General features: G+C 48.6%; 18 protein-coding genes. 1 reads left to right on the top strand and 17 read right to left on the bottom strand.

From position 1 onward, the window contains the following. Positions 1-54: 54 nt before the first annotated feature. Positions 55-2,754: a TonB-dependent receptor gene (locus tag KO473_RS12000; RefSeq protein WP_005775574.1), complete on the bottom strand. Its 2,700-nt coding sequence runs from the start codon at positions 2,752-2,754 to the stop codon at positions 55-57. Between the two features lie 237 nt (positions 2,755-2,991). Here KO473_RS12000 and KO473_RS11995 point away from each other — a divergent pair, with 237 nt between their 5' ends. Beyond that, positions 2,992-5,751 (top strand): ATP-binding protein, encoded by a 2,760-nt coding sequence (locus tag KO473_RS11995; protein WP_122130231.1) that lies wholly within the window; start codon positions 2,992-2,994, stop codon positions 5,749-5,751. Positions 5,752-5,889: 138 nt separating this feature from the next. Here KO473_RS11995 and KO473_RS11990 read toward each other — a convergent pair whose 3' ends face one another. From KO473_RS11990 to KO473_RS11915, 16 genes are all read right to left on the bottom strand, one after another. Beyond that, positions 5,890-7,326, bottom strand: coding sequence for an NADH-quinone oxidoreductase subunit N (locus tag KO473_RS11990; protein WP_005775576.1), 1,437 nt, complete (start codon positions 7,324-7,326; stop codon positions 5,890-5,892). Positions 7,327-7,333: 7 nt separating this feature from the next. After that, positions 7,334-8,818 carry a NuoM family protein gene (locus tag KO473_RS11985; RefSeq protein WP_005810250.1) on the bottom strand — a complete coding sequence of 495 codons (1,485 nt, stop codon included), beginning with the start codon at positions 8,816-8,818 and terminating at the stop codon, positions 7,334-7,336. 12 nt (positions 8,819-8,830) lie between these two features. Continuing rightward, positions 8,831-10,741: an NADH-quinone oxidoreductase subunit L gene (gene nuoL, locus KO473_RS11980; protein ID WP_122130230.1), complete on the bottom strand. Its 1,911-nt coding sequence runs from the start codon at positions 10,739-10,741 to the stop codon at positions 8,831-8,833. Between the two features lie 56 nt (positions 10,742-10,797). After that, positions 10,798-11,106 (bottom strand): NADH-quinone oxidoreductase subunit NuoK, encoded by a 309-nt coding sequence (gene nuoK / locus KO473_RS11975; protein WP_005775579.1) that lies wholly within the window; start codon positions 11,104-11,106, stop codon positions 10,798-10,800. A gap of 9 nt (positions 11,107-11,115) precedes the next feature. After that, positions 11,116-11,628: an NADH-quinone oxidoreductase subunit J gene (locus KO473_RS11970; RefSeq protein ID WP_005775580.1), complete on the bottom strand. Its 513-nt coding sequence runs from the start codon at positions 11,626-11,628 to the stop codon at positions 11,116-11,118. A gap of 6 nt (positions 11,629-11,634) precedes the next feature. Beyond that, a complete protein-coding gene (locus KO473_RS11965) occupies positions 11,635-12,114 on the bottom strand; it encodes an NADH-quinone oxidoreductase subunit I (protein ID WP_005775581.1) in 480 nt (159 codons plus the stop codon). Between the two features lie 16 nt (positions 12,115-12,130). Further along, positions 12,131-13,207, bottom strand: coding sequence for an NADH-quinone oxidoreductase subunit NuoH (gene nuoH / locus KO473_RS11960; RefSeq protein ID WP_005810245.1), 1,077 nt, complete (start codon positions 13,205-13,207; stop codon positions 12,131-12,133). A gap of 35 nt (positions 13,208-13,242) precedes the next feature. Continuing rightward, entirely contained in the window at positions 13,243-14,835 is a 1,593-nt protein-coding gene (locus tag KO473_RS11955; protein ID WP_005775583.1) for an NADH-quinone oxidoreductase subunit D, read from the bottom strand. A gap of 38 nt (positions 14,836-14,873) precedes the next feature. Then, on the bottom strand, positions 14,874-15,464 hold the full coding sequence (locus KO473_RS11950; RefSeq protein WP_032541283.1) for an NADH-quinone oxidoreductase subunit B: 591 nt from the start codon (positions 15,462-15,464) through the stop codon (positions 14,874-14,876). Next, entirely contained in the window at positions 15,455-15,805 is a 351-nt protein-coding gene (locus KO473_RS11945) for an NADH-quinone oxidoreductase subunit A (protein WP_005775585.1), read from the bottom strand. The genes KO473_RS11950 and KO473_RS11945 overlap by 10 nt, the downstream gene beginning before the upstream one ends. A gap of 150 nt (positions 15,806-15,955) precedes the next feature. Beyond that, on the bottom strand, positions 15,956-16,333 hold the full coding sequence (locus KO473_RS11940) for a hypothetical protein (RefSeq protein WP_216035120.1): 378 nt from the start codon (positions 16,331-16,333) through the stop codon (positions 15,956-15,958). Positions 16,334-16,466: 133 nt separating this feature from the next. Then, positions 16,467-17,918 (bottom strand): TrkH family potassium uptake protein, encoded by a 1,452-nt coding sequence (locus KO473_RS11935; RefSeq protein WP_005775588.1) that lies wholly within the window; start codon positions 17,916-17,918, stop codon positions 16,467-16,469. Positions 17,919-17,922: 4 nt separating this feature from the next. Further along, positions 17,923-19,263 (bottom strand): Trk system potassium transporter TrkA, encoded by a 1,341-nt coding sequence (trkA, locus tag KO473_RS11930; RefSeq protein ID WP_005775589.1) that lies wholly within the window; start codon positions 19,261-19,263, stop codon positions 17,923-17,925. Positions 19,264-19,303: 40 nt separating this feature from the next. Then, positions 19,304-21,250, bottom strand: a complete 1,947-nt coding sequence (gene dxs, locus KO473_RS11925) for a 1-deoxy-D-xylulose-5-phosphate synthase (RefSeq protein WP_122130300.1) — start codon at positions 21,248-21,250, stop codon at positions 19,304-19,306. A 650-nt stretch (positions 21,251-21,900) separates the two neighbouring features. Further along, positions 21,901-23,241, bottom strand: a complete 1,341-nt coding sequence (locus KO473_RS11920; protein ID WP_005818455.1) for an alpha/beta fold hydrolase — start codon at positions 23,239-23,241, stop codon at positions 21,901-21,903. Further along, a complete protein-coding gene (locus KO473_RS11915; protein ID WP_032531193.1) occupies positions 23,238-23,534 on the bottom strand; it encodes a hypothetical protein in 297 nt (98 codons plus the stop codon). Before KO473_RS11915 ends, KO473_RS11920 begins: the two co-directional genes overlap by 4 nt. Positions 23,535-23,590 lie beyond the last annotated feature (56 nt).

Below are 23,590 nucleotides of genomic sequence, written 5' to 3'. Positions count from 1 at the left end.
TTTGATTATTAATATAAATACTCTGTGTGATTCTGTCTCTCCCTGTGGCGAGCCTTAGAATCTGTACGAGACTCCTATCTCCGCATTTGTTCCCGGACGGAATGATTCTACTTCCACCTTTTGTCCCGTTGCCGGTAGTTCCTGCTTGAAACGGATGGTACTGTTCAGCAAATCTTTCATCTGTAAGCGCAGGTTTAGATGCTTGTTGATGGCATAGCTTGCTATGAAGTCCATCGTGTGCAGGGTCTGTTGCTTGATATTGCCTGTTCCGTAGATACCTACTGTCTCGATGCGTGGCCCTTGCACATTATAAACCAGTGCCAGTGTCAGGTCGCTTTCTCCCCTTAATTGGGGAGTGTAGCTGATATCGGCATTGATCAGGAACGGGGAGGCTCCCTGCAGAGCGCGTTCCGAGTCGGTATATACCCCGCCTTCAGGAAGGATGACGTTTGTATACATATATGAGCCGTTGGCACCGATACGGAGATTCTTGAACAGTTCTTTGCGGAACTCGATTTCCACTCCCGTGGCTATTCCGTCTTCGGCGTTGCGGAAAGAACGGATCACTGTTCCGCCCGAAGACTCCTGGGTCTGCTCAATGGGCGACTTCAGTTTCTTGAAGTAACCGGTAACGGAGAACATGTCGCCATTGTTACGTTTCGGGAAGAAATCGTAGCGCAGGTCTATGTTGTAGTTATAAGCATTCTTCAGCTCGTTGTTACCACGGATGTAGGCACTTCCGTAGGACTCCTGGTAGAGGAACGGAGCCATTTCGATGAACGAAGGCCGGGTGACGGTGCGTGATACGGAGAGGCGCAGGCTGTTGGTTTCGTCGATGGTGTACTTCAGGTTCAGTGCCGGGAAGAAATCACCTTTGTCCAGGTTCGTCTTCTTCTCCTGCCCTCCGTCTGTCCAGTAGCGTACCCATTGCTTGGCTTGCTCGTAGCGCAGCCCCACGTTGACCAGCAGAGATTCAACCGGATAATATTCTATTTCGGCAAACCCTGCCCATACATCCATGCCGGCGTAATAGTTGTAACGGGGTTGTGCGTCGATATTGGCTTTTATCGTTCCGTTGGCTATGTTTTCCTGATTCAGGTATCCGTTGGTATCGTATATGTTGGTGACATCGGCATTCAGGGCATTGATGTCATAATAGAAGTTCACGCTTTCAAAGTCGCGTTTTTTGCTTTTGTAAGTCCCTCCCACACGAATGAGGTTCGCGTCACCCCATTTGTACGAAGTGCGCAGGTCACCTACAATCTCCTTTTCCTGCAATTCTCCGAAATAGCGGTTGGTGGTCTGGTTCAGTTTAAAGAGGTTCAGCTTGTCGCTTCCTTCATTGCGGAAGAAGACAACCTGCCGGCGGTCCGGTTCATCGCTGTTGGTCAGCCCGTAGGAAGCACTCCAGTTTACATCCCACTGAGAGGTCAGCTCATGGTGTCCCATCAACTGGTTGTTCAGCAGTGAATACGCATGAAATACGCTGTTGCTCGACGTAATGTTGTTCTTTTCTGCATCGATCCCTTCGCGTGCCATGTAGTCGTTGATGGCATTGCGGGCATAAAACAGGGTAAAGTTGATGTGGTCGGCCTGCCGGAACGAGTATCCGATGCTGCCCAGTCCCGCTATTTTCAATGCGCTGGAATAGCTGTCGTAATTAAACTTATCGAGATGTGTGCCTTGTGCCGTCATGGTAGTGACGTAGGCATCTTTCAGAATCTGGTTTTCGTTGCTGATACCTACCGAGGCGAGCAGGCTCAGGCGGTTGCCGTTGGGCAGAGTCCAGCTCTTGCCTCCTCCGAGGTTACCGCCGAACTCGGGTAACGAACGGTGCTTGCTGATGGCGAAGTTTGTACCGAACGGATCATTGTTGCGGGCATAATCGCGGAACTCGCTTTTACCCATAGCCAGAATCCGGTCTTTGTTCTTTAGGTTGCCTGTACTGAAGAGTCCCCCCTTCCGGTCGCTGTAATAGAAATCTTTTCCGATGGTGTTGAAGCGTCCGCCTACGTTGAAGCCGATGGAGAAAAAGTCACTTCCGGTATTCTCCTTGGTGCTGATGTCGATATGTGCACCCGAATAGTCGGCGAAAGATCCGGCGGCATATACTTTGCTGACCGTAATGTTCTTTACGGTAGAGGCCGGAAAGAGGTCGAGCGGGATCAGCTTGTTGTCCGGATTGGGCGAAGCTATGGGCAGCCCGTTCAGGGTGGTGGTGCTGTACCGGTCTCCCAGTCCGCGCACAATCAGTTGTCCGGCACTGGCAATGGAGATTCCCGTTATTTTTTTAACCCCATCCTGTACGTTCGATATACCTTTGAGAGTCATCTCCTTGGCTCCCATGTTCTCGATGGCAAGCGTTGCTTTTTGTCTTTCCTGCAACAAAGCCTTTTCACCTTCCAGGTTCTTGCGGGCCACTACGGTGACGGCATCCAGCGTTTGTGCATCCACTTCCAGTTCGAAGTTCAGTGTCGCATCGGTTTTTATCTTCACTTCATTCATCCGGAACGTTTTATATCCTATGTATTTCACTTCGAGGGTATAAGTGCCGTTGTTCAGTGTAAGGGTGTAATTACCGTTTAAATCGGCTACGGCACCGGTGGCGGAACCTGTAACCTGTACGGTAGCTCCCGTGAGCGGTTCTTTGGTTTGTTTGTCAATGATGGTTCCCTTGATGACACCTGCTGTGATTCCCAAGGAAAATGTAGTGAGAAGAAGGGTGGAGAGAAGTCTCCCGATTCGTTGTTTCATGTCTTTTTATCTACGTTTTTCTGTCGGTGCAAAGTTGCGGGATTCAGGTTACGGGGGTGATACATGCACTATACGATTCGTTAACATCTGTGTTACATTCCTGTGTATTCTTTCCCCTGCAATACTCTTAGAGCACCGTTACCGCAAATATTTAATCCATTCTCTTGATAGAAATGGATAATTTTCTAATTTTGCATACTTACAGCAGACAAACATATACCCCTGTAAACTACTTTTATGGATAACGATATCGAACGGTTACGGCGAATGGCCTCCATGGCACAGATCGGGTGGTGGGAAGCTGACTTCACAGCCGGACACTATTTATGCTCAGAATATCTATGTGATTTATTAGGACTGGAAGGTAATACTATCTCTTTTATGGATTTCAGAGAACGGGTGCGGAAGGACTATCAGGAACAGATAGTCCGGGAGTTCAATGCTTCTATACACCGGGAGTTTTATGAACAGACCTTTCCCATTTATTCCAAAGAGGGAATCATTTGGTTGCATACACGCCTGGGCAATCGGGAGGAAGTGCCGGGCAGGGGGATCATTTCCTTCGGTACCATACAACGGGTAGAGGCTCCCAATGAAACCTCAGAACGTATCCTGGAGCGTGTAAACGATTTGCTGTATCGTCAGAACTCCATTTCCCATTCGCTGTTGCGCTTCCTGAAAGATGACAGTGTGGACCTTTGTATCATGGATATATTGAAAGATATCCTCGACCTTTTTCGTGGCGGACGGGTGTATATCTTTGAGTATGATGAATATTACCGTTATCAGGACTGTACCTATGAAGTGGTGGCAGAGGGAGTGCCGGCGGAGATTGAAAGCCTGCAACGCATCGCTACCGACAGTTTGCCCTGGTGGACGAGTCAGACCTTATCGGGTAAGCCGGTGATACTGGATTCATTGGATCAGCTTCCGAAACATGCGAAATCCGAATATGCCATCCTCAGCCGCCAGAACATCAAGTCGCTGATGGTCACTCCGCTGATAGCGGGCGAACATGTATGGGGATATATGGGAATCGACCTTGTGGAGAATTACCGCAACTGGAGTAATGAAGATTTCCAGTGGTTGTCGTCTTTGGCCAATATAATCAGTATCTGCATCGAACTGCGCAAAGCAAAAGATGATGCCATCCGCGAACGTTCTTTCTTGCGTAACCTGTTCCGCTTCATGCCGATGGGATATGTGCGTATGTCTATCATCCGGGATGCCGGCGGGAAACCTTGCGACTACCGGATAGCCGATGCCAATGATCTGAGTTCGGAACTGATCGGATTGCCTCTTTCGGATTATGTGGGGCGTCTGGGTAGTGAACTGTATGCAGATACGAAAGCACCAATAGACTATCTGGTGGACGTTATTGAAGATAATGTGCATAAAGAGACGGATGTCTTCTTTGATCGCTCCCAGCGCAGTTCCCATTGCATCATATATTCTCCGGAGAAAGACGAGGTGGTTTCCTTGTTTCTGGACTCTACGGAGACAGTACGTGCCCACAAGGCTTTGGATCGCAGCGAAAAGCTCTTCAAGAGTATCTTTGCCAATATTCCTGCCGGAGTGGAGCTTTATGATAAGGATGGCTATCTGCTCGATTTGAACAACTGGGACATGGAGACCTTTGGGGTGAAGGATAAAGCGGATGTAATAGGTGTCAGCTTCTTTGAGAACCCGAATGTGCCTCTTGAAATCAGGGAACGGGTGCGGAACGAAGATTTGGTGGATTTTAGGCTGAATTACTCTTTTGAGAGGGCAGGCGACTATTTCCACTCGGATAGACAGAAGATGATTGAACTCTATACAAAGGTCAGTAAGCTGTTTGACAGTCAGGGGAACTTCAACGGATATGTATTGATTAATATCGATAATACGGAGCGTATCGACGCCATTAACCGTATCCGTGATTTTGAGAACTTCTTCCTGCTGATATCGGACTATGCAAAGGTGGGGTATGCTAAACTGAACTTGCTTACCAAACGTGGTTATGCCATCAAACAGTGGTATAAGAATATGGGCGAGCCTGAGGATATTCCGCTGTCGTCGGTTGTGGGAGTCTATGATAAGATGCATCCGGAAGACAGGCAGAAAGTCGTTGATTTCTACGAAAAGGTATTGAAGGGTGAGGAGAAGGATTTCCGTAGCGAAATGCGTGTGTTGAAGCCCGGCACTGCCGATGAGTGGAACTGGGTGCGCATGAATGTGGTGGTTACCAAGTTTGAACCGGATAACGGGGAGATAGAGATCATCGGCATTAACTATGACATTACCGAACTGAAAGAGACGGAAGCCATGCTTATCGAGGCTAAAGAGAAAGCTGAAACGATGGACCGCCTGAAGAGTGCTTTTCTTGCGAATATGAGTCATGAGATACGTACACCGCTCAATGCGATTGTCGGCTTCTCGGGGTTGCTGGTGGATACGGAAGATCTGGAAGAACGTCGTGAATACATTAAGATTGTACAAGAGAATAACGACTTGCTGTTACAGCTGATCTCTGATATTTTAGACCTGTCGAAAATAGAGGCGAGGACATTTGAATTCACCTATGGCGAGACGGATGTGAATATGCTTTGTGAAGATATTGTCCGCAGTTCCCAGATCAAGGTACCACAAGGAGTTGAGTTGGTTTTTGATCCGCATCCGTCGGAATGCAGCGTGGTGAGTGACCGGAACCGCCTGCATCAGGTTATCTCTAATTTCGTGAACAATGCTTTGAAGTTTACTTCATCGGGCAGTATCCGCGTGGGATACGAAGAAAAAGAAGAGTGCGTGGAGTTTTATGTGCGGGATACGGGAATTGGAATTCCCGCAGGGCAACTGCCTCATATCTTTGAGCGTTTCGTCAAGTTGAACACCTTTATTCATGGAACCGGCCTCGGGCTTTCCATCTGCAAAAGCATCGTAGAGCAGTTAGGCGGAGTCATAGGAGTGGATTCGGAAGAGGGAAAGGGCTCCCGGTTCTGGTTCACCATTCCGAAATAGGGGCTTTCATAGCAAAAGACATTTCACCACAGAGGACACAGAGGACGCAGAGGGAAACCGAAGATATTATTATCCTAATGGATAACGTATCTTTATCTCCTTCTCTGTGTCCTCTGCGTCCTCTGTGGTGAAATATGGTTAAGCAAACTTATCGATTCCCTGATAGATGCAGCTTGCGATACCTAAGGCTATGATGCCCAATGTACAAAGTGCGAGACTTAACTTGGTATAACCGTCACTGCGGAAAGCGGGGATGGGTTCTTCGTTGGGATTGATATACATGGCTTTCACGATCAGCAGGTAGTAGTAGAGTGAAACTACTGTGTTGATCAGGGCAATGAATACCAGTAAATGGAACCCACTGTTGAATGCGGCCATGAAGATGAAGAACTTGGAGAAGAAACCCGCAAACGGAGGGATACCGGCCAGTGAGAACAGGGCAAGTGTCATGATGAAAGCCAGTTTGGGGTTTGTCCGGTACAGTCCGTTATAGTCGTTTATTTCTACCTTGTTGCTACGTTGCTCCACAATCGAGATAACCGCGAACACACCTAAGTTTGCTGCCAGGTAAACCAGTACATAATAAACCAGGGCGGTCATTCCCATCGCACTGCCACCTATGACACCCAGCATGATGTATCCGGCCTGAGAGATGGCTGAGAATGCCATGAAACGTTTTAGGTTCTGCTGGCGGATGGCAAAGAGATTGGCAATGGTGATTGAGGCAATAGTTACCCAGAACAGTACTTCCTGCCATTGTGCCGTCATCGGTGCAAATACTTTCGTCAGGATGGTCATCAGCACGAAAGCTGCCGATCCTTTGGAGATCACACTTAAATAGGAGGTCACGGCCGTAGGTGCACCTTCGTATACGTCGGCGGTCCAGAGATGGAAGGGAACCAGGGAGATCTTGAATCCCATGCCGGCAAAGAAGAACACGAAAGCCATGACCTGAAGCATGTTACCTGTAATGTGTTCGGGCAGGTCATCGAAGTAGAGAGTGCCTGACGTTCCGTAAATCATCGAAAGACCGAACAGCAGCAAGGCACTTGAGAACAGAGCTGTCAGGATATACTTGGCACCTGCTTCTGCGGAGTGGTGGCGGTATTTGTCGAATGCCACCAGTGCGGCCATAGGGATACTCGCCATTTCCAGCCCGATGAAGAACATCAGGAAGTGTCCGGCAGAGATCATGAAATACATACCTAACAGGGTGGAGAGTGTCAGGACATAAAACTCTCCCTGCTTGATGCTGGTGTCTTCACGCTTCAGCCATTCGTGGGCCATCAGTATCACGATGAGAGTACCTACGTTGAGCACTGCTTTGATGATGGTTTGCATCGGTGCATACTGATACATTCCGCCGAAAGCCTCCGCCGGAGCTCCGGGGAAGAGGTTGATTACGGTGTGGATGGTCAGCAGGATGACAGCCGGCAAGGTAAGCGACCTGGTAGGTAGTTTGGGAGCCGTGCCTTTATGGTCCGGGCAGGTAAACAGGTCGACCACAAACAGGATGAGGATAACCGCTATCAGCGATAGCTCCTCTTTCATATATAGAAATTGTGAATAATCCATCTTCTTTTTATGGTATTAAGTGTGAAACAACGGGCAATACACTTTCGCCGATCATGTGGCTTACCCAGAAAGGAGCCATACCCAGTCCGGCAACACAAATAATGAGACAGATAACGGCGAAGCGTTCATCCCAGGTTGCGTCTGTCAGTGCCAGGTGATGCTTGTTGGTACAAGTCCCATACAGAATCTTGCCTACCAGCCGGAGGATATAGACCGCAGTAATGACAATGGATGAACAAGCGATAATGGTCAGTGTGCGGTGGAACACATCGAAGTTCTGGAATGAACCGACAAAGATGGTCATCTCGGCTACGAAGCCGCTGAGTCCCGGAAGTCCCAGGTTGGCAAGTCCGGCAATTACATAGCAGACACTGAGGAACGGCATCACTTTCATCAGTCCGTTCAACTCGCGTACGTCGCGGGTATGTGTACGTCCGTATATCATACCGATGAGGGCGAAGAACAATGCTGTCATTAACCCGTGGCTGAGCATCTGGAGCACTGCACCGGTGGCGGCTGTCTGGTTCATCATCAGTATAGCGAAGAGCACCAGACCACAGTGGCTCACTGACGAGTAGGCATTAATATACTTCAGGTCGGTTTGCACACAAGCGCTGAAGGCACCGTATACAACCGATATACCTGTCAGGATCAGGAAGATCCAGCCCAGTTCGTTGGCAGCTTCCGGCATCAGGTACATGGCGATGCGGAAACATCCGTAACCTCCCAGTTTCATCAGTACGCCGGCATGCAGCATGGAGACGGCAGTCGGTGCCGAGGCATGACCGTCGGGGCTCCATGTGTGGAAAGGAAAGAGTGCGCCCAGTACGCCGAATCCCAGGAAGGTGAGCGGGAACCAGATGCACTGTTGTGCGAACGGGATGTTGTGCAGCCGGGCTATTTCGAGGATGTTCATTGTCGTCCCGCCGGCACCGAAGAATATGCCCAGAATACCGATCAGCAAGAAAGCCGAACCACCCATCAACATCAGGGTCAGCTTCATGGCTGCGTATTCCTTGCGTCCCGAGCCCCATACACCGATCAGCAGATACATCGGGATCAACGCGATTTCGTAGAACATGAACATGGTGAACAGATCGATGGAGATGAAGAATCCGAATACTCCCATCGACAGGAGTGTGAACCACAGGAAGTATTCTTTGGTCAGCGGTTGCAGCTTCCAGGAAGCGAAGGTACCGGTGAAAACAATGACGGCACTAAGCAGCAGCATGGCTACCGATATTCCGTCGACTCCTACTGAATAGGATATGTGGAGGGGAGCATACCATACTGTGTCGGCACGGAACAGCATTTCGGCTGTGGCTCCTGCCTGGCGCTCGCCTAAATAAAGGAACGTCAGCACAATACTCAGGATAAGCAACGCTGTACTTCCCGCTACCATCACTCCACGGATGGCTTTAATGCCTTTGGCAAGGTATAACCCGCCAAGCATCAGCAGAGGAATGAGTACGAATAAGGATAAAAAGTTCATATCTTTTGTGCTTTATAAGATTAATATTAAGATCAGTATCAATGCTCCAAGCAAGAATACGTAAGCGTATTGCTGTACGCGTCCGTTTTGCAGTCCCCGTATCTCGTCGCTTGTGGCGTGGGTTCCCCAAGCTATGAAGTTGAAGAATCCGTCTACTACGTGGCGGTCGAACCAAGCGATCGGCGTAGAGATGCAACGGAAGATGATGCGGTGCGTGATGAACTGATATACTTCGTCGATATAGAAACGGTGGTAGGCTGCCCGGTGCAGTCCGGCGAACCGTTTGGCAAGTTTGTCTGCCAATGGCTGTTGCGGACGCAGGTACATACAAGTGGCCAGAACGATGGAGCCCACGGCAATCACTACGCTGGTGACGGCCACTGAAGTTTCCAGATGAATGGTATACGATTCACCGTTGGCACTGATGAAATGTCCGAAAGGAATGAAACCGGCCACACAAGTAACGGCAGCCAGGAAGATTAACGGAACAGTCATGGTGAGGGGAGACTCGTGTGGAGTGTGTGCGTCACTTACTCCATTGCTTGCCGACTTTTGCCCGGGCGTTACACCGGCCCAGAAAATGCCGTAGTAGAGACGGAACATATAGAAGGCAGTCATAGCCGCGATGATTGTCATCACCCAACCCATCACAGGGCTGTACTGGAAGCAAGCTGCCAGAATTTCATCTTTAGAGAAGAAACCTGAGAACGGAGGAATACCCGCGATGGCAAGACAGGCTATCAGGAAGGTGATATGCGTAATCGGCATGTACTTGCGGAGTCCGCCCATGGCGGACATCTCGTTGGAATGTACGGCATGAATGATGCTGCCGGCACCCAGGAAGAGCAATGCCTTGAACATGGCATGTGTGAAAAGATGGAACATGCCGGCCATATAGCCCAGTCCTCCGTGATGCGGGTCGGAAGAGGTGCAGACACCTAATGCCACAATCATAAAGCCGATTTGTGAGATGGTGGAAAAAGCAAGTACACGCTTGATATCACTCTGTACGCAAGCCACGCTGGCTGCATAAAACGCAGTGAAAGCGCCCACCCATCCGATCAGGTGCAGTACGTCCGGTGCATATTCGATGAAGAGCGGGAACATGCGTGCCACCAGATAGACACCGGCTACCACCATGGTAGCGGCATGAATCAATGCACTGACAGGAGTCGGACCTTCCATGGCATCCGGTAACCAGATGTGCAGCGGGAACATGGCACTCTTGCCGGCACCGCCGACAAACATCAGTCCGAGGGCCAGAGGTAACATGCTGGCGCCACCGCTCAACATCGAAACTGTGTCGGGAGTGAAGCCGAATGTACCTCCGTAATATCCGTATAGCAGGATACCGATCAGGAATCCCAGGTCGGCGAAGCGGGTTACGATGAACGCCTTTTTGCTGGCGGCAATGGCTGCCGGGCGGGTATAGTAGAAGCCTATCAGCAGGTAAGAAGATACACCTACCAGTTCCCAGAACAAATACATCTGGAAGATATTGGTTGCCACTACCAGTCCGAGCATCGACATGGTGAACAAGGACAGGAATGCGTAGTATCGCTGGAATCCTCGTTCACCTTTCATATAACCGAAGGAGTAGATATGTACCATCAGGCTGACAGTGGAGATCACGATCAGCATCATTACCGAAATAGGGTCGAGCAGGATGCCCAGGTTGAATGTCAGTGTCTCCGTAAACGGAAGCCATTCGAAGTTATAAGGAATGAGCGTGGCGAACGTTCCGTCCGCCAGGCGGGGAGCCGAAAAGTATTGTATGGCCGTGATGTACGAAAGTACGGTCACCGCTGCCAATACCAGCGTGCCAATGGTGCCCGCTGTCCGGTGGCTCATCCACTTGCCTCCTATTCCTGTTGTCAGGAAGGAGAGGAAGGGGAGAAGAAGGATCAGAATTGTATATTCCATAATCTATCTGTTGTTGTATATTATACTATGTTTATACTGCAGGAGGTATGCTCTGCCTACCATTTTAATTCATCGAGATTCTTTACCTGTATACTGCGTATATTGCGGTAAATATTAATCATGATGGCAATGGCGATAGCCGTTTCCGCAGCCGAGATGGCGATGGAGAACAGGGCAAAGAAATATCCTTCCAGCTCTCCGGGGAAAAGGAAACGGTTGAATACGGCAAAGTTGATATCGGTCGCATTCAGCATCAGTTCCACAGAGATCAGGATTGCAAGTGTGTTGCGCCGGGTGAAGAACCCGTATATTCCTGCAAACATCATGATGGTAGAGACCACCAGATAATATTCCATGTGTATCATCATATCTTTCTATCTTTTACGTGCAATTAATAATCCGCCTACGATACAAGCCAGCAACAGTATGCTGACTGCTTCGAAAGGCAATACATATCCATATTTGCCGCTGCTTAGCAGTGCATGCCCGATGGTCTTGATACTGATTTCTACCGGTTCCGGATCGCTTGTCGGTACGAATTTGTGGGTCAGTGTGATAAAGAGCACCAGTGCCGCACCTACTATGGTCGTGGCGAGTCCCGCCAGGAATTTACTCCGTTTCAGGTGAGCCGCCCGGTCGCCTTCTCCACTCGTCAGCAGGATGGAGAATACGTAGAGCACCACAATACCTCCGGCATAGACCATGATCTGTACCGATCCGAGGAAAGTATACCCCAACAGAAAGTAGATGCCTGCTGTGCCGAAAAGCACAAACAGCAGATAGGTGGCCGAACGTACGATGCGTTGTGTAGTCACCGTCAGTATGGACATGGCAATGATGAACACTGCCAGAAAGTAGAATACTACTGTTTCAAGTGTAAGTCCCATATTCTTTTATTCTTTTTTCTTTTCGATTACTTTACTGCCTTCGTGATTGAGCTGCAGGATGAGCTTGCTCCGGTCGAATACGGCATGCTCAAATACCTGGTCGAAGGTGATTGCGTCGTGCGGGCAGGCATTGACACATAGCTGGCAGAAGATACACGAGCCGAGGTCGTACTCATACTTTGCCAGTATTTTCTTCTTTTTACCCTCTTCCGTTTCAACGGTCTCACTGGTCACTTTGATGGTATCGTTCGGACATGCCATCTGGCACAGTCCGCAGGCTACGCAGCGATGCTCATTGTTTTCGTTGTGAGGCATGGTCAATGTACCGCGGAAACGGTCGAACATCTTGAGTTCTGCACGGTTTTCCGGGTATTGTTCGGTTACTTTCTTCCGGAAATACACCTTGATGGTGGTTTTCATACCCGTCAGCAGAGAGCCGATGCCTTGCATCAGGCCACCTAAATATGTATATTCTTCATTCTTCATTTTTCAGTCCTCCGGGTTAGAAGTGCAGTCCGAAGACTACGATTAATACCATGATTACCAGATTGACCATCGAAATGGGCACTAAATATTTCCATTCCAGATTCAATATCTGATCAATGCGCAGACGTGGAAAAGTCCACTTGATCCACATCAGCAGGAATACCACGAAGAATGCCTTGCCGAAAAACCAGATGAAGCCCGGGATGTAATCCATTACGGCATTGAATCCGTCCAGACCGACGATATGCAACGGCATCCAGCCTCCGAGGAAGATGGTGGCGGCTACGGCGGCTACGATAAACATATTCAGGTACTCGGCCAGGTAGAAGAATCCGAAGTGCATACCCGAATATTCGGTATGGTAGCCCGCTGTCAACTCACTTTCCGCTTCGGGAAGGTCGAACGGGCCGCGGTTACATTCTGCGTTTCCGGCTATCAGGTAGATAATGAAGGCGATCACCGCCGGGATGTGTCCCTTGAATATAAACCATCCGTTGGCCTGGTTCTCTACGATTTCGGAGAACTGCATGGTACCCATCAGTACCACCATCGTCAGGATACTGAGTCCCACGGACAGTTCGTAACTGATGATCTGTGCACCGCTTCGCATGGCACCGATCAGTGAGAACTTGTTGTTCGAGCCCCATCCGGCCAGCAGGATACCTACCACACCGATGCTCGAAGCCGCCAACAGGAAGAATACACCCACGTTGAAGTCCAGCACTTCCAGCCCCTTGCTGATGGGCAGGCAGGAGAAGGTGAGAAACGAAGCGATAATCACCATGAACGGAGCCAGGTTATAGAGGAATTTATCCGAGTGTTTCAGCTCGATGATTTCTTTGGTCATCATCTTAAGCACGTCACAGAGCACCTGGATGCTTCCCCACTTTCCTACACGGTTCGGTCCCAGACGGCACTGGAAGAAACCGCATACCTTACGCTCCATATAAATAAGGAGAATGGCAAGTATGGCATACAGGGCCACAATGCACACCCCGATTACGACACATTCAATGAATACAGCCAGCCCCTCCGGCATGACGGAGGTCAGAGTCTGGTGTATCCAGCTTGTTATTATACTAAAGTCAAACATATGCTATATTTACGATTAGACGATTTACTATTTACTTATCTGTCGATATCCGGCACCACATAGTCCAGCGTTCCGCCAATGGCGATCAGGTCGGCAATCTTGGCTCCCCGGCAGATGGTATCGACAGCCGAAACCAACGGCAGTCCCGTCGAACGGTAATGCAGGCGGTAGGGGGTCTTGTCTCCGTGGCTCTCGAGGAATACCCCGAATTCACCTCGGCTGCCTTCGACAGCAGTGTAGTAACTTCCCTCCGGCACCCGGATGATAGGTTTCATCTTCTCCTGTATCGGTCCTTCCGGAATGTTGTCTATCAACTGTTCGATGATGTTCAGACTTTCCATAATTTCATCCATACGTACCATGTAGCGGGCAAAAGAGTCACCTTCGGTGTAAACGATCTCTTTAAAATCTACTTTGTCATATACACCATAAGGCATACGTTTGCGCACATCGCATGCCCATCCGCTGGCACGGCCTGTACCACCGGTGCATCCGAAGGAAATAGCATCTTCGCGGCTCAGTACGCCTACACCTTTCAGGCGCTGCCGGGCAATGACGTTGCCGGTAAATACGTCGTGATATTCGTGAATGATGCCACGCATGTAGGGGATGAATTTTTTCACTCTCGGGATGAAGTTCGGGTGTAGATCCGCTTGTACCCCACCAATAGTATTATAGTTCATAATCAGACGTCCGCCACAGGTCTCTTCGAACATGTCCAGAATCATCTCACGGTCACGGAAACCGTAGAAGAAAGCGGTCAGTGCTCCCAAGTCCATCGCGAGGCACGAATAGAACAGCAGGTGGGAGTCGATACGCTGAAGTTCGTCCATAATGGTACGGATGTACTTCACACGTTCGCTGACTTCGATTCCCATTGCCTTTTCGATGCACATGCAAAGGGCATGGCGGTTTTGGTGTGCTCCTAAATAATCGAGCCGGTCGGTCAGTGCAAGGGTTTGCGGATAGGTGAGGCTTTCGTTCATCTTCTCGATTCCCCGGTGGATGTAGCCGCAGTTGGCATCGAGTTTCCTGATGGTTTCGCCTTCAAGCGATACGCGGAAACGCATTACTCCGTGGGTGGCCGGGTGTTGTGGTCCGATATTGACTACATATTCACGGTCATCAAAGATGACATTTTCCTGGGTTTGGTAAGTTCCGTCCGGGTTCAGTTCTATTTCCTGCGTGGTGTCATAGGTCTCTTCATTATCCATACGCAATGGGTTATCCTTTTCCGGATTATTATCTTTACGCATCGGATATCCTACCCAGTCGTTACGCAGATAAAGGCGCCTCATGTCGGGATGTCCGATGAATACAATGCCATAATAGTCGAATACTTCACGTTCGTTGAAGTCGGCCGCTTTCCAGATGTCACTGACGGAAGGGATTTCCGGAGTTTCGCGGTTATCTGTGGATGTTTTTACAGCGATGCGTTCGCCGGTTACGGTCGATTCCAGATGGTAGACTACTCCAAGTCCCCGAGTTACGTTCGGTGCGTCGCCTTCCTCTGCCACTCCCCAGTCCATGCCTGTCAGGCTTTCGAGAAAGTCCATCTGCTTTTCGTTACGCAGACGCAGCATCTCGTCGTGTAGTGCTGCGGGTTCTATGTATTTTATTTCTTCCATATTTTAATGATTAATGCGAATCTGTGATGCATCTGGGTTTATTCCTTCTCAGGTTTCTTCTCTTTCCGGTTTACTCCTCCGAAGAATTTTTCTATCTTCACTTTGCGTTGCAGTTGCATCATGCCGTAATAGAATGCTTCGGGACGGGGCGGACATCCGGGAATGTATACATCGACCGGAAGAATCTTGTCTACTCCGTTTACCACATGATAGGACTTGCGGAACGGACCGCCGCTTACTGCACATCCTCCTACGGCAATCACATATTTGGGATCTGCCATCTGATCATACAGACGCTTCAGCACCGGGGCCATTTTATTGGTGATGGTTCCGCATACCATAATCATGTCGGCCTGTCGCGGGCTGGCACGGGCTACTTCAAACCCGAAGCGGGCCATGTCATAACGCGCGGCACCCAGTGCCATGAATTCGATACCGCAACAGCTGGTTGCGAAAGTAAGCGGCCACAGCGAGTTGCTGCGTCCCCAGTTGATAAGATCGTCAAGCACTCCCACGAAGACGTTGGCTCCGCCTTCATTGAGTTCTTTGACCATCTTTTCCAACGATTCGTTATCGATGAAGTCTTCATAGGGGATAGACTTTATTTGGGGCTTTTTCATTATTTCCATTCCAGTGCTCCTTTCTTCCAGGCATAGGCAAGGCCCAGAACCAACACAACTAAAAAGAAGAGAATACTAATTAATCCTTGGGGTCCCAGATCGCGGGCAATCACTGCCCAGGGAAACAGGAATACCGTTTCGACGTCGAACATCAGAAACAGGATAGCAAACAGGTAGTAACCTACGCGGAACTGCATCCATGATTTACCGCGTGTAGGGATACCACATTCATACGCTTCGAACTTTTGCGCATTATACGATCGTGGTGAGATAGCGTTTGAAAGGGCTATCACCACACCGACAAAGGCAATTGCGGTCAGCAGAACGACAACTAACAATGTAAAATTCATAATCCAATAGTATGTTTAGATTGAATAATCTGAAAGATGCAATAAATCGTCACACCTCTGAGTGACAACTGATTGAGAAAGGGTTGATAGCTACAGGACACAAGTGAATCTGTTCACAAATGGCATCGCTGTTCGTAGCTTGTAGCTTTCCTAAATAATGATTTTCCTTAATCCGTAGACATAGTAGGTCAGTGGATCCGACGGATTGTATGTATGTGAATAGATTGAATGATCTGATAAGGGATTATTTCTCATTCTGTATTTATGGAAGACCGTTTCGGGACGGATAGAGCTTTTATCCGTTGGTACATGAGAAATATCTGCATGACCCATTTCGCAGGGCATGATGGTACAATAAAAATGGAATCGCTCCAGAATGTTCCGGTTTGCAGGAGCGGCTTGTGAAATAAAACATTCGTCCTGATCCGGATCTTCTATTATATAAGAGGTATTTGCCGCCTTCATCGTTACCGAATGAAGCAGCACGGCAAGCGCTATCAGTATATAATATTTTAAGCTTTGTTTCATTTCTATTCCTTAAACGGTTGCAAATATAGAATTTAATTTTATCTCTTTTGCAAACTCCATGTGACAAAAAAGGTTTTTTAATAAATCATATATTGTTCTATATTATACAACAAATGAGGTTATCCTCTTGTTTCTAATTCCTTTTCCAAAAATCTGAACTGAATAAAAGCAGTACGGTAAACAGCTCGAGACGTCCCAGCAACATGAGGAATGACAACAACCATTTTGCCAGTTCGGGAAGTCCGTTCCATGAATAAGCGGGGCCGCAGCTACCCAGTCCGGGACCCATATTGCCGATACTTGAAATCACCGTACCGATGGATTCGGTAAAGCCTACTCCCATTGCCATCATCAATAGTACACTGATGATGATGATAACGGCATATAGAAACGAGAAGGCCAGTACCGTCGAGAGTATGGAAGGGGAGATGACCTGTTTGTTCACCCGGACCGGGAGCACTGCATTCGGGTGTACGATGTGTTTAAACTCATTCCGTGATACCTTGGTGAGAATCACCATCCGGATGCATTTCATACCACCTGTGGTACTTCCGGCACAGGCACCTATCAGCATAATGACAGTCAGGGTTCCCCAGAGTACAGGTACCCATTGCATATAGTCGGCCGTTACAAATCCGGTGGAAGTATGAAGCGAAGCTACTTGGAAGAAAGCTTTACGGAATGATTCTTCTGCGCCCATTGAAGTAGTACGGTAAAGTACCGCTGCGATGAATCCGGTAAAGATAATCACTGACATGACGTACCATTTCAGCTCGGCATTCTGGGATACCTTCTTCAGCTTGCCGGTAAATAATAATAGAAGCAGCGTAAAGTTGATTCCGGACAGGAACATAAAAATGCCTATTACATATTCTATATAAGGTGAGTTGTAGTAAGCTATGCTGTCTTGTTTAGTGGAATAGCCTCCTGTACCTGTGGTGGCGAACGAATGGCAGATACTGTCAAACAATCCCATGCCGCCGAATAACAACAGAATTACTTCGATGGCTGTCAGTCCGGCATAAATCGTCCATATCCATTTGGCCGTCACGCCGATACGGGGGTGCACTTTATCGTAAGTCGGTCCGCTCGATTCGGCTGCGAAAAGCTGTACGCCGCTCACTCCGAAAATGGGCAGTACGGCAATGGTAAAAAAGACAATACCCAGTCCGCCTATCCATTGTGTCATGCTTCGCCAGAAAAGGAGTCCGTGGGGCAGTGCCTCTATGTCGTCAAGAATGGTGGCTCCGGTACTGCTGAATCCTGACATTGTCTCAAAGAAGGCGTTGGTAATGCTTGGTATGTAATGGCTAAGGTAGAACGGGAGCATTCCGAAGAGGGAGAATACGACCCATGCCACACTGACAATGACATATCCGTCGCGTCGGTTGAGTTGTTTTTCAGCTCCTTTTCCGACGGCAAGCAGGAGGATACCGACCAGAGTGGTCAATCCCGCCGACAATAGGAAACTGTTCAGGTCGTCTTCACCGTAAATCAGCGAAACGCCCGCACAGCAGAGTAACAGGGCGGTCTCTATCAGCAAGAGAAAACCTGTAATGCGGTATATCATTTTGGAGTTTATCATACCATCAATTAAAGTACTTTTCTATCTTCTTGATCATCATGCTCAGGCAGAATACGACGACGTGGTCGCCTGCCTGGATAAGGGTGTCGCCCGTAACCAGTACACCTTCACCATTGCGGATCAGGCCGCCGATGGTAGTCCCCTTGGGCAGTCCCAGGTCTTTCACTTTGTTTTTGGTGATTTTTGCGTTTTCGGGTACAGTGAATTCCGCTACGTCCGCATTGGCAAAGGTCAGGCATTTCACGTTCGACACGTCCGCATCCAGCATCATCTGGTAGATGTGGCTGGCAGCAATCATTTTCTTGTTGATTACCGTACCGATATCCAGACTTTCGGCCATACCGATGTAGTCGATATTTTCGACTTCGGCCACAGTTTTGCTCACTCCCATGCGTTTGGCGGCAAGGCAGGCCAGGATGTTGGTTTCCGAGTTGCCGGTCAAGGCTACGAAAGCTTCCGTATTCTTTAGCCCTTCTTCGATGAGCAAGTCCATGTCCCGTCCGTCTCCGTTGATGATCATTGTCTTGTCATCCAATAATTCCGTCAGGCGATTGCAACGGTTAATATCATTATCTACGATTTTCACTTGCATGTAATCCGGTACATACTGCGCCGTACGGACGGCAATGCGGCTGCCACCCATGATCATGACGTTGCGTACATCGGCATATTCTTCCTTTCCGGCTATCTTTCGGATGTAAGGGATGTATTTCCGGGTTGTGGTGAAGTAAACGATATCGTGCAACTTGATGGTATCGTCTCCCCGGGGAATGATGGTTTCAGTACCTCGTTTGATGGCTACCACGTGGTAGGGGATGTCCGGTGCACCCAGCTCGGCCAGTGTAACGTCCAGTATCTCCGCTTTTTCACGCATCTTTGTACCGATCAGGATCAGTGAGCCTCCGCAGAATTCCCACCATTGGCGTACCCAACTCATGCGCATGGACGATACGATCTCCTTGGCAGCCAGCATCTCCGGGTAAATCAGTGAGTCGACGCCCAATTTCTGGAAAAACTCTTTGTTCTTCGGCAACAAGTACTCGTAGTTGTCGATGCGGGCTACTGTCTTTTCGGCTCCCAGATTGGTGGCAAGCATACATGCTGTCATGTTCCGGCTCTCGTCGGGGGTGACGGCTATAAAGAGATCTGCCTCTTTGATGCCTACCTCTTTCAGGCCGGAGATGGATGAAGGAGAGGCCGTGACAGTCATCAGGTCAAAGTTCGAACTGAGTGTGCTTAGTTTTTCTTCGTCGTCATCCATCAGGATAATATCCTGTTTCTCGCGTGAGAGTAATTTAGCCAAGTGTGTGCCTACAGCTCCGGCACCAGCAATAATTATCTTCATTTTGATTGCAAATTGCGGTTCTATTGCGTATTCTCGGAGATTAAGAATGGGCAGTCATGCAACTTTCCACAGGAGCGTCCATCCGTAATTCGTTTTTAGTAATTGCCTTGTAAATGCCTTCTTCATCCATCCCGCACAAGTGATAGAGTTGCTGTACCGATCCGTGTTCAATAAACTTGTCCGGTACACCGATACGCCTGATTTCGGGATAATATCCGTTGTCGGCCATGAACTCCAGTACGGCACATCCCATACCGCCTTTTATAATGCCGTCTTCCACTGTTATGACGTGGCGGAACTTTTTACCTACTTCGTGCAGTAGCTCTTCATCGAGCGGCTTAAGGAAGCGCAGGTCATAATGTGCCACAGAAATACCTGTTTCGGCTTCGGCACGTTCAATGGCACGGGTAGCCAACTTGCCGATAGGACCAATCGTGATTACCGCCAGATCATCTCCGTCCTTCAGTTTGCGTCCTTTTCCTACGGGGATCTCTTCCAGCGGGCATTCCCAATCTACGAGTGAACCCCGTCCACGAGGGTAGCGGATGGCGAAAGGTCCTTTGTCGGGCAATTGGGCGGTATACATCAGGCGGCGTAACTCGTGCTCGTCCATTGGTGACGAGATGGTCAGGTTGGGTATAGGGCGCAGATAGGCCATATCGAACACACCGTGGTGTGTCGGTCCGTCTTCACCTACCAGTCCGGCGCGGTCGAGGCAGAACACTACGTTCAGTTTTTGTATCGCTACGTCGTGAATGATATTATCGTATGCCCGTTGCATGAACGATGAATAGATGTTGCAGAAAGGTAACAGGCCGTCTTTGGCCATACCTCCTGAGAAAGTTACGGCATGTCCTTCGGCGATGCCTACGTCGAAAGCGCGGTCCGGCATGCGGTCCATCAGTATGTTCATTGAGCAACCGCTTGGCATGGCGGGAGTGACCCCCATAATCAGTTTATTCTTTTCTGCAAGTTCCGCCAGTGTATGACCGAACACATCCTGGAAAAGCGGTGGCATTCCGTCTGTATTGGCTACAATCCGTTTTCCCGTTACAGGGTCAAATTTACCCGGAGCATGCCATATGGTGGCCTGTTTCTCTGCCGGACCGAATCCTTTTCCTTTGATGGTGTGTAGATGCAGGATTTTGGGTCCCTGCATATCTTTGATGTCATGCAGGATGCGGGCTATGTTCTTTACGTCGTGCCCGTCGATAGGGCCGAAGTAACGGATATTCATTCCCTCGAAAATGTTCTGTTGCTGGGCTGCCAGTGACTTCAGGCTGTTGCCCAGCCGTATCAGGGCTTTCCGTCGCTCTTCGTTGAGCAGACCCATTTTAAACAACAACCGTGATGTCTTGAAACGCAACTGATTGTAGCGGTTCGAGGTAGTGAGGTTAAATAAGTATTGTTTCATGCCACCTACACTGCGGTCGATGGCCATATCGTTATCGTTGAGTATAATCAGCAGATTGTTTGCGGTAGACGAAGCATTGTTCAGACCTTCGAAAGCCAGTCCGCCGCTCATGGATCCGTCGCCGATTACCGCTACTACATGGCGGTCCCGTTCTCCCTTTCGTTCAGCTGCCACTGCCATGCCGAGCGCTGCCGAGATGGAGTTGGAGGCATGTCCGCAAGTGAATGTATCATATTCGCTTTCTTCGGGTGAGGGAAAAGGGCGGATTCCGCCCAGTTTACGGTTGGTAGAGAAGGCTTCCCGTCGTCCGGTCAGTATTTTATGTCCATAAGCCTGATGGCCTACATCCCATACAATACGGTCGTAAGGAGTATTGTACACATAATGCAGTGCTACGGTCAGTTCCACTACACCGAGGCTGGCCGCGAAGTGTCCCGGGTTGCACGATAGTTCCTTGATGATGTCTTGCCTCAATTCATCGCATACCTCCGGCAGCTGATCTACACTGAGTTGGCGCAGGTCTTCGGGGTAATTGATAGTGTTTAGCAAGCTATATGTTGGTTCATTCTTCATGATTCGGGCAAATTTAAATGCAAATTTAGTAAAAGAAAGCGGAAGGAGCATCTTTTTGATTGGAAATTTAATAGGTAAGGGCGGAAAGAGAGGCGGACCGATAAACTTGCGGATGGTGGGATGGTTTATAATGTGGTATCTTCTTTTGTTAACATTGTTAATGCTATTTCAAAAATGTTTTCTTCCTGTTTGCATAGAACAAGTGTTTTGCATTTAAAAGGCTTGTTCTTTGCAGACAAAAGACTTGTTTTAACATAATGTTAAATCAAACCTTTTGCTTACTAAAGAATGAAGGTCTTGAAATTGTTGATATCGAGAGGGATAATACGTTCCTTCGTTTTTCTGTACTCTGATTTATCCGCTTGAAATTATAGACGATACTTGTCAAAGTCACAATGATATTAAGGCTTTGCTAACGGACACCGGTTTTGTGTTGCAATGTTGCACCGGGGACTCTGAAGCCGGTTTAAAATGATTGTAGGGTTGTCCTGCAAGAATGAGGCATAGAGGTACTTATATGGATAAACGAAACATCCTTGTTTCTACTATCATCTGTTTCTGAAAGAATGGTGAGATGATTATTCATTCCCCTATTCCTGATTAGCCACTGTATGTGTGTGATATGCGGGTGATACAGAGGAATCCGGTAACTATCGTTTTGGGGGGTGGTTGATGAAAGCTGCGATGTCATCCATTACATAAGCGGGAATAGGGGCGGGACGGCTGTATTCAAGGGGGACTGACTTACCTTCTCCTTCCTGGAATAAATGATTGAGTCGGGGATAGGTTTTAAACATTGCCTTGGGATTCCCTGCCAGAGCGGTGTGCCATAAATCGAAATCATGCATGGTGACCTGGTAATCACGTTCGCCTTGAAGGACGAGTATGGGGAGAGCCAGTTTGCGAACTACTTCCAAAGGCTTATATTGATTGGCAAATGCCCAGTAAGCGTGTGGAAGATTCATGGGTAAAGGAATGGTGATATCGAACGTATCTGTATCCAGCTTTTTCACATTGTCCACTTGTTTTTGTAACTGAGCTATGTCTTTTTGAATATCGTTTGTGGATGGGAGTGCAGAGGCGAGATATTTTACTTGACTTATGAACAGATCTTCAAGCGGACGGGCGGCGCCTGCGAGTAAAATAATTCCTGCCGGAGTTTTATCGCTACATTGGGCGATGCGGGGAGCCAGAGTTCCCCCCAGACTATGTCCGAGGATGTAAATTCGTCCGGGATCTATAGTCGGTATTGATTCGGCAAGCTTTACTGCCGAAAGGGCGTCATCTACCGATTCTTCATCGAAAGTAATTTCTTTGCCCGCAGGCGCGCTATCGGCTCCATACACTTTGGTGCGCTTATCGTAACGGATCACGGCTATTCCGCGCTCGGCCAATCCGTACGCTAAGTCCCGGAAAGGTTTGTTGACTCCTACCGTTTCGTCGCGGTCGTTGGGACCCGAGCCATGTACTAAAATGACTACCGGCAGGTTTTTGCCGTTTTTAGGAAGAGTCAGTGTGCCGGGAAGCTTAAAGCTTCCCGTACAAATTTGTATGTCTGTTTCTTTTATTTTATCTTGTACCGATGCTGTCGGGGGAGTGGCATTTGTAGCCGGAACAGGTACGAAACGAATGGTATTCACCTTTCCGTCCGGATTGAATGCTGTGAGAAAACGTAGTGGAATACGTTCGAATTTAGCGTCGCAGTAATAAATAGTCATACCGTTTATTTGTTCGTTTTTCCACTCTCCGTGCGATTGGTACTTACCTACTTGTTGTTCCAATTGCTTGAATAGTCCGTTCAGCATTTCAACGGAAAGCATTTTCCGGATGTTATCGTCCAGATGCACATACACACTGTCTCCTTTACCTGCAATCAGTCGGTCGAGCAGTTCGGATGCCTGTTGCATACGATCCTGTGCTTGCAATACAGGGGTTGCCGCCAGCAGTAGCCATAACAGGCACATCCCTTTGAATAGATTGTTTTTTATCATAACTTGTTTATTAAGAAATCTCCGATAAAAAATAGAGTTCCGAAGAAAAAGATTCCGTAAATCAGCAAGGAGACAGAAGTCAGCCAACGGGGTTGTTTCCGCTCTCCGGCGGCACGGATACGTGCGAACGTACTGAACAAACATTCGGCGGCGGCAAACAGAACTATCAGATAGATGATCAGGTCGGTCCACGATTGCAGCCAAAGATCTTTGAGGTTACCTATCAGGCATACCAGTATCACGATGACTACAAAATATGAAATACGCATTAAGTCAGTTTTCTTTGATCCCATAGGCATCTCCTTTCTTTTTTTAAGTTCATATTCTTCCCTTTGGGGTGCTATTTCAC

The sequence above is a fragment of the Bacteroides sp. HF-4919 genome (assembly GCF_018860125.1).
The sequence above is the reverse complement of the archived record's forward strand: the minus strand, read 5'-3'. Positions and strand labels throughout refer to the sequence as shown.

Bases quoted from the DNA above. Each gene is read 5' to 3' on its own strand.
- KO473_RS11965 (WP_005775581.1), bottom strand. From the start codon at position 12,114: ATGAAGAATGAAGAATATACATATTTAGGTGGCCTGATGCAAGGCATC.
- nuoL (WP_122130230.1), bottom strand. From the start codon at position 10,741: ATGGAATATACAATTCTGATCCTTCTTCTCCCCTTCCTCTCCTTCCTG.
- KO473_RS11950 (WP_032541283.1), bottom strand. From the start codon at position 15,464: ATGGAAATAATGAAAAAGCCCCAAATAAAGTCTATCCCCTATGAAGAC.
- KO473_RS11920 (WP_005818455.1), bottom strand. From the start codon at position 23,241: ATGATAAAAAACAATCTATTCAAAGGGATGTGCCTGTTATGGCTACTG.
- nuoH (WP_005810245.1), bottom strand. From the start codon at position 13,207: ATGTTTGACTTTAGTATAATAACAAGCTGGATACACCAGACTCTGACC.
- trkA (WP_005775589.1), bottom strand. From the start codon at position 19,263: ATGAAGATAATTATTGCTGGTGCCGGAGCTGTAGGCACACACTTGGCT.
- KO473_RS11995 (WP_122130231.1), top strand. From the start codon at position 2,992: ATGGATAACGATATCGAACGGTTACGGCGAATGGCCTCCATGGCACAG.
- dxs (WP_122130300.1), bottom strand. From the start codon at position 21,250: ATGAAGAATGAACCAACATATAGCTTGCTAAACACTATCAATTACCCC.
- KO473_RS11915 (WP_032531193.1), bottom strand. From the start codon at position 23,534: ATGGGATCAAAGAAAACTGACTTAATGCGTATTTCATATTTTGTAGTC.
- KO473_RS11935 (WP_005775588.1), bottom strand. From the start codon at position 17,918: ATGATAAACTCCAAAATGATATACCGCATTACAGGTTTTCTCTTGCTG.
- nuoK (WP_005775579.1), bottom strand. From the start codon at position 11,106: ATGATACACATGGAATATTATCTGGTGGTCTCTACCATCATGATGTTT.
- KO473_RS11945 (WP_005775585.1), bottom strand. From the start codon at position 15,805: ATGAATTTTACATTGTTAGTTGTCGTTCTGCTGACCGCAATTGCCTTT.
- KO473_RS11990 (WP_005775576.1), bottom strand. From the start codon at position 7,326: ATGGATTATTCACAATTTCTATATATGAAAGAGGAGCTATCGCTGATA.
- KO473_RS11970 (WP_005775580.1), bottom strand. From the start codon at position 11,628: ATGGGACTTACACTTGAAACAGTAGTATTCTACTTTCTGGCAGTGTTC.
- KO473_RS11985 (WP_005810250.1), bottom strand. From the start codon at position 8,818: ATGAACTTTTTATCCTTATTCGTACTCATTCCTCTGCTGATGCTTGGC.
- KO473_RS11940 (WP_216035120.1), bottom strand. From the start codon at position 16,333: ATGAAACAAAGCTTAAAATATTATATACTGATAGCGCTTGCCGTGCTG.
- KO473_RS11955 (WP_005775583.1), bottom strand. From the start codon at position 14,835: ATGGAAGAAATAAAATACATAGAACCCGCAGCACTACACGACGAGATG.
- KO473_RS12000 (WP_005775574.1), bottom strand. From the start codon at position 2,754: ATGAAACAACGAATCGGGAGACTTCTCTCCACCCTTCTTCTCACTACA.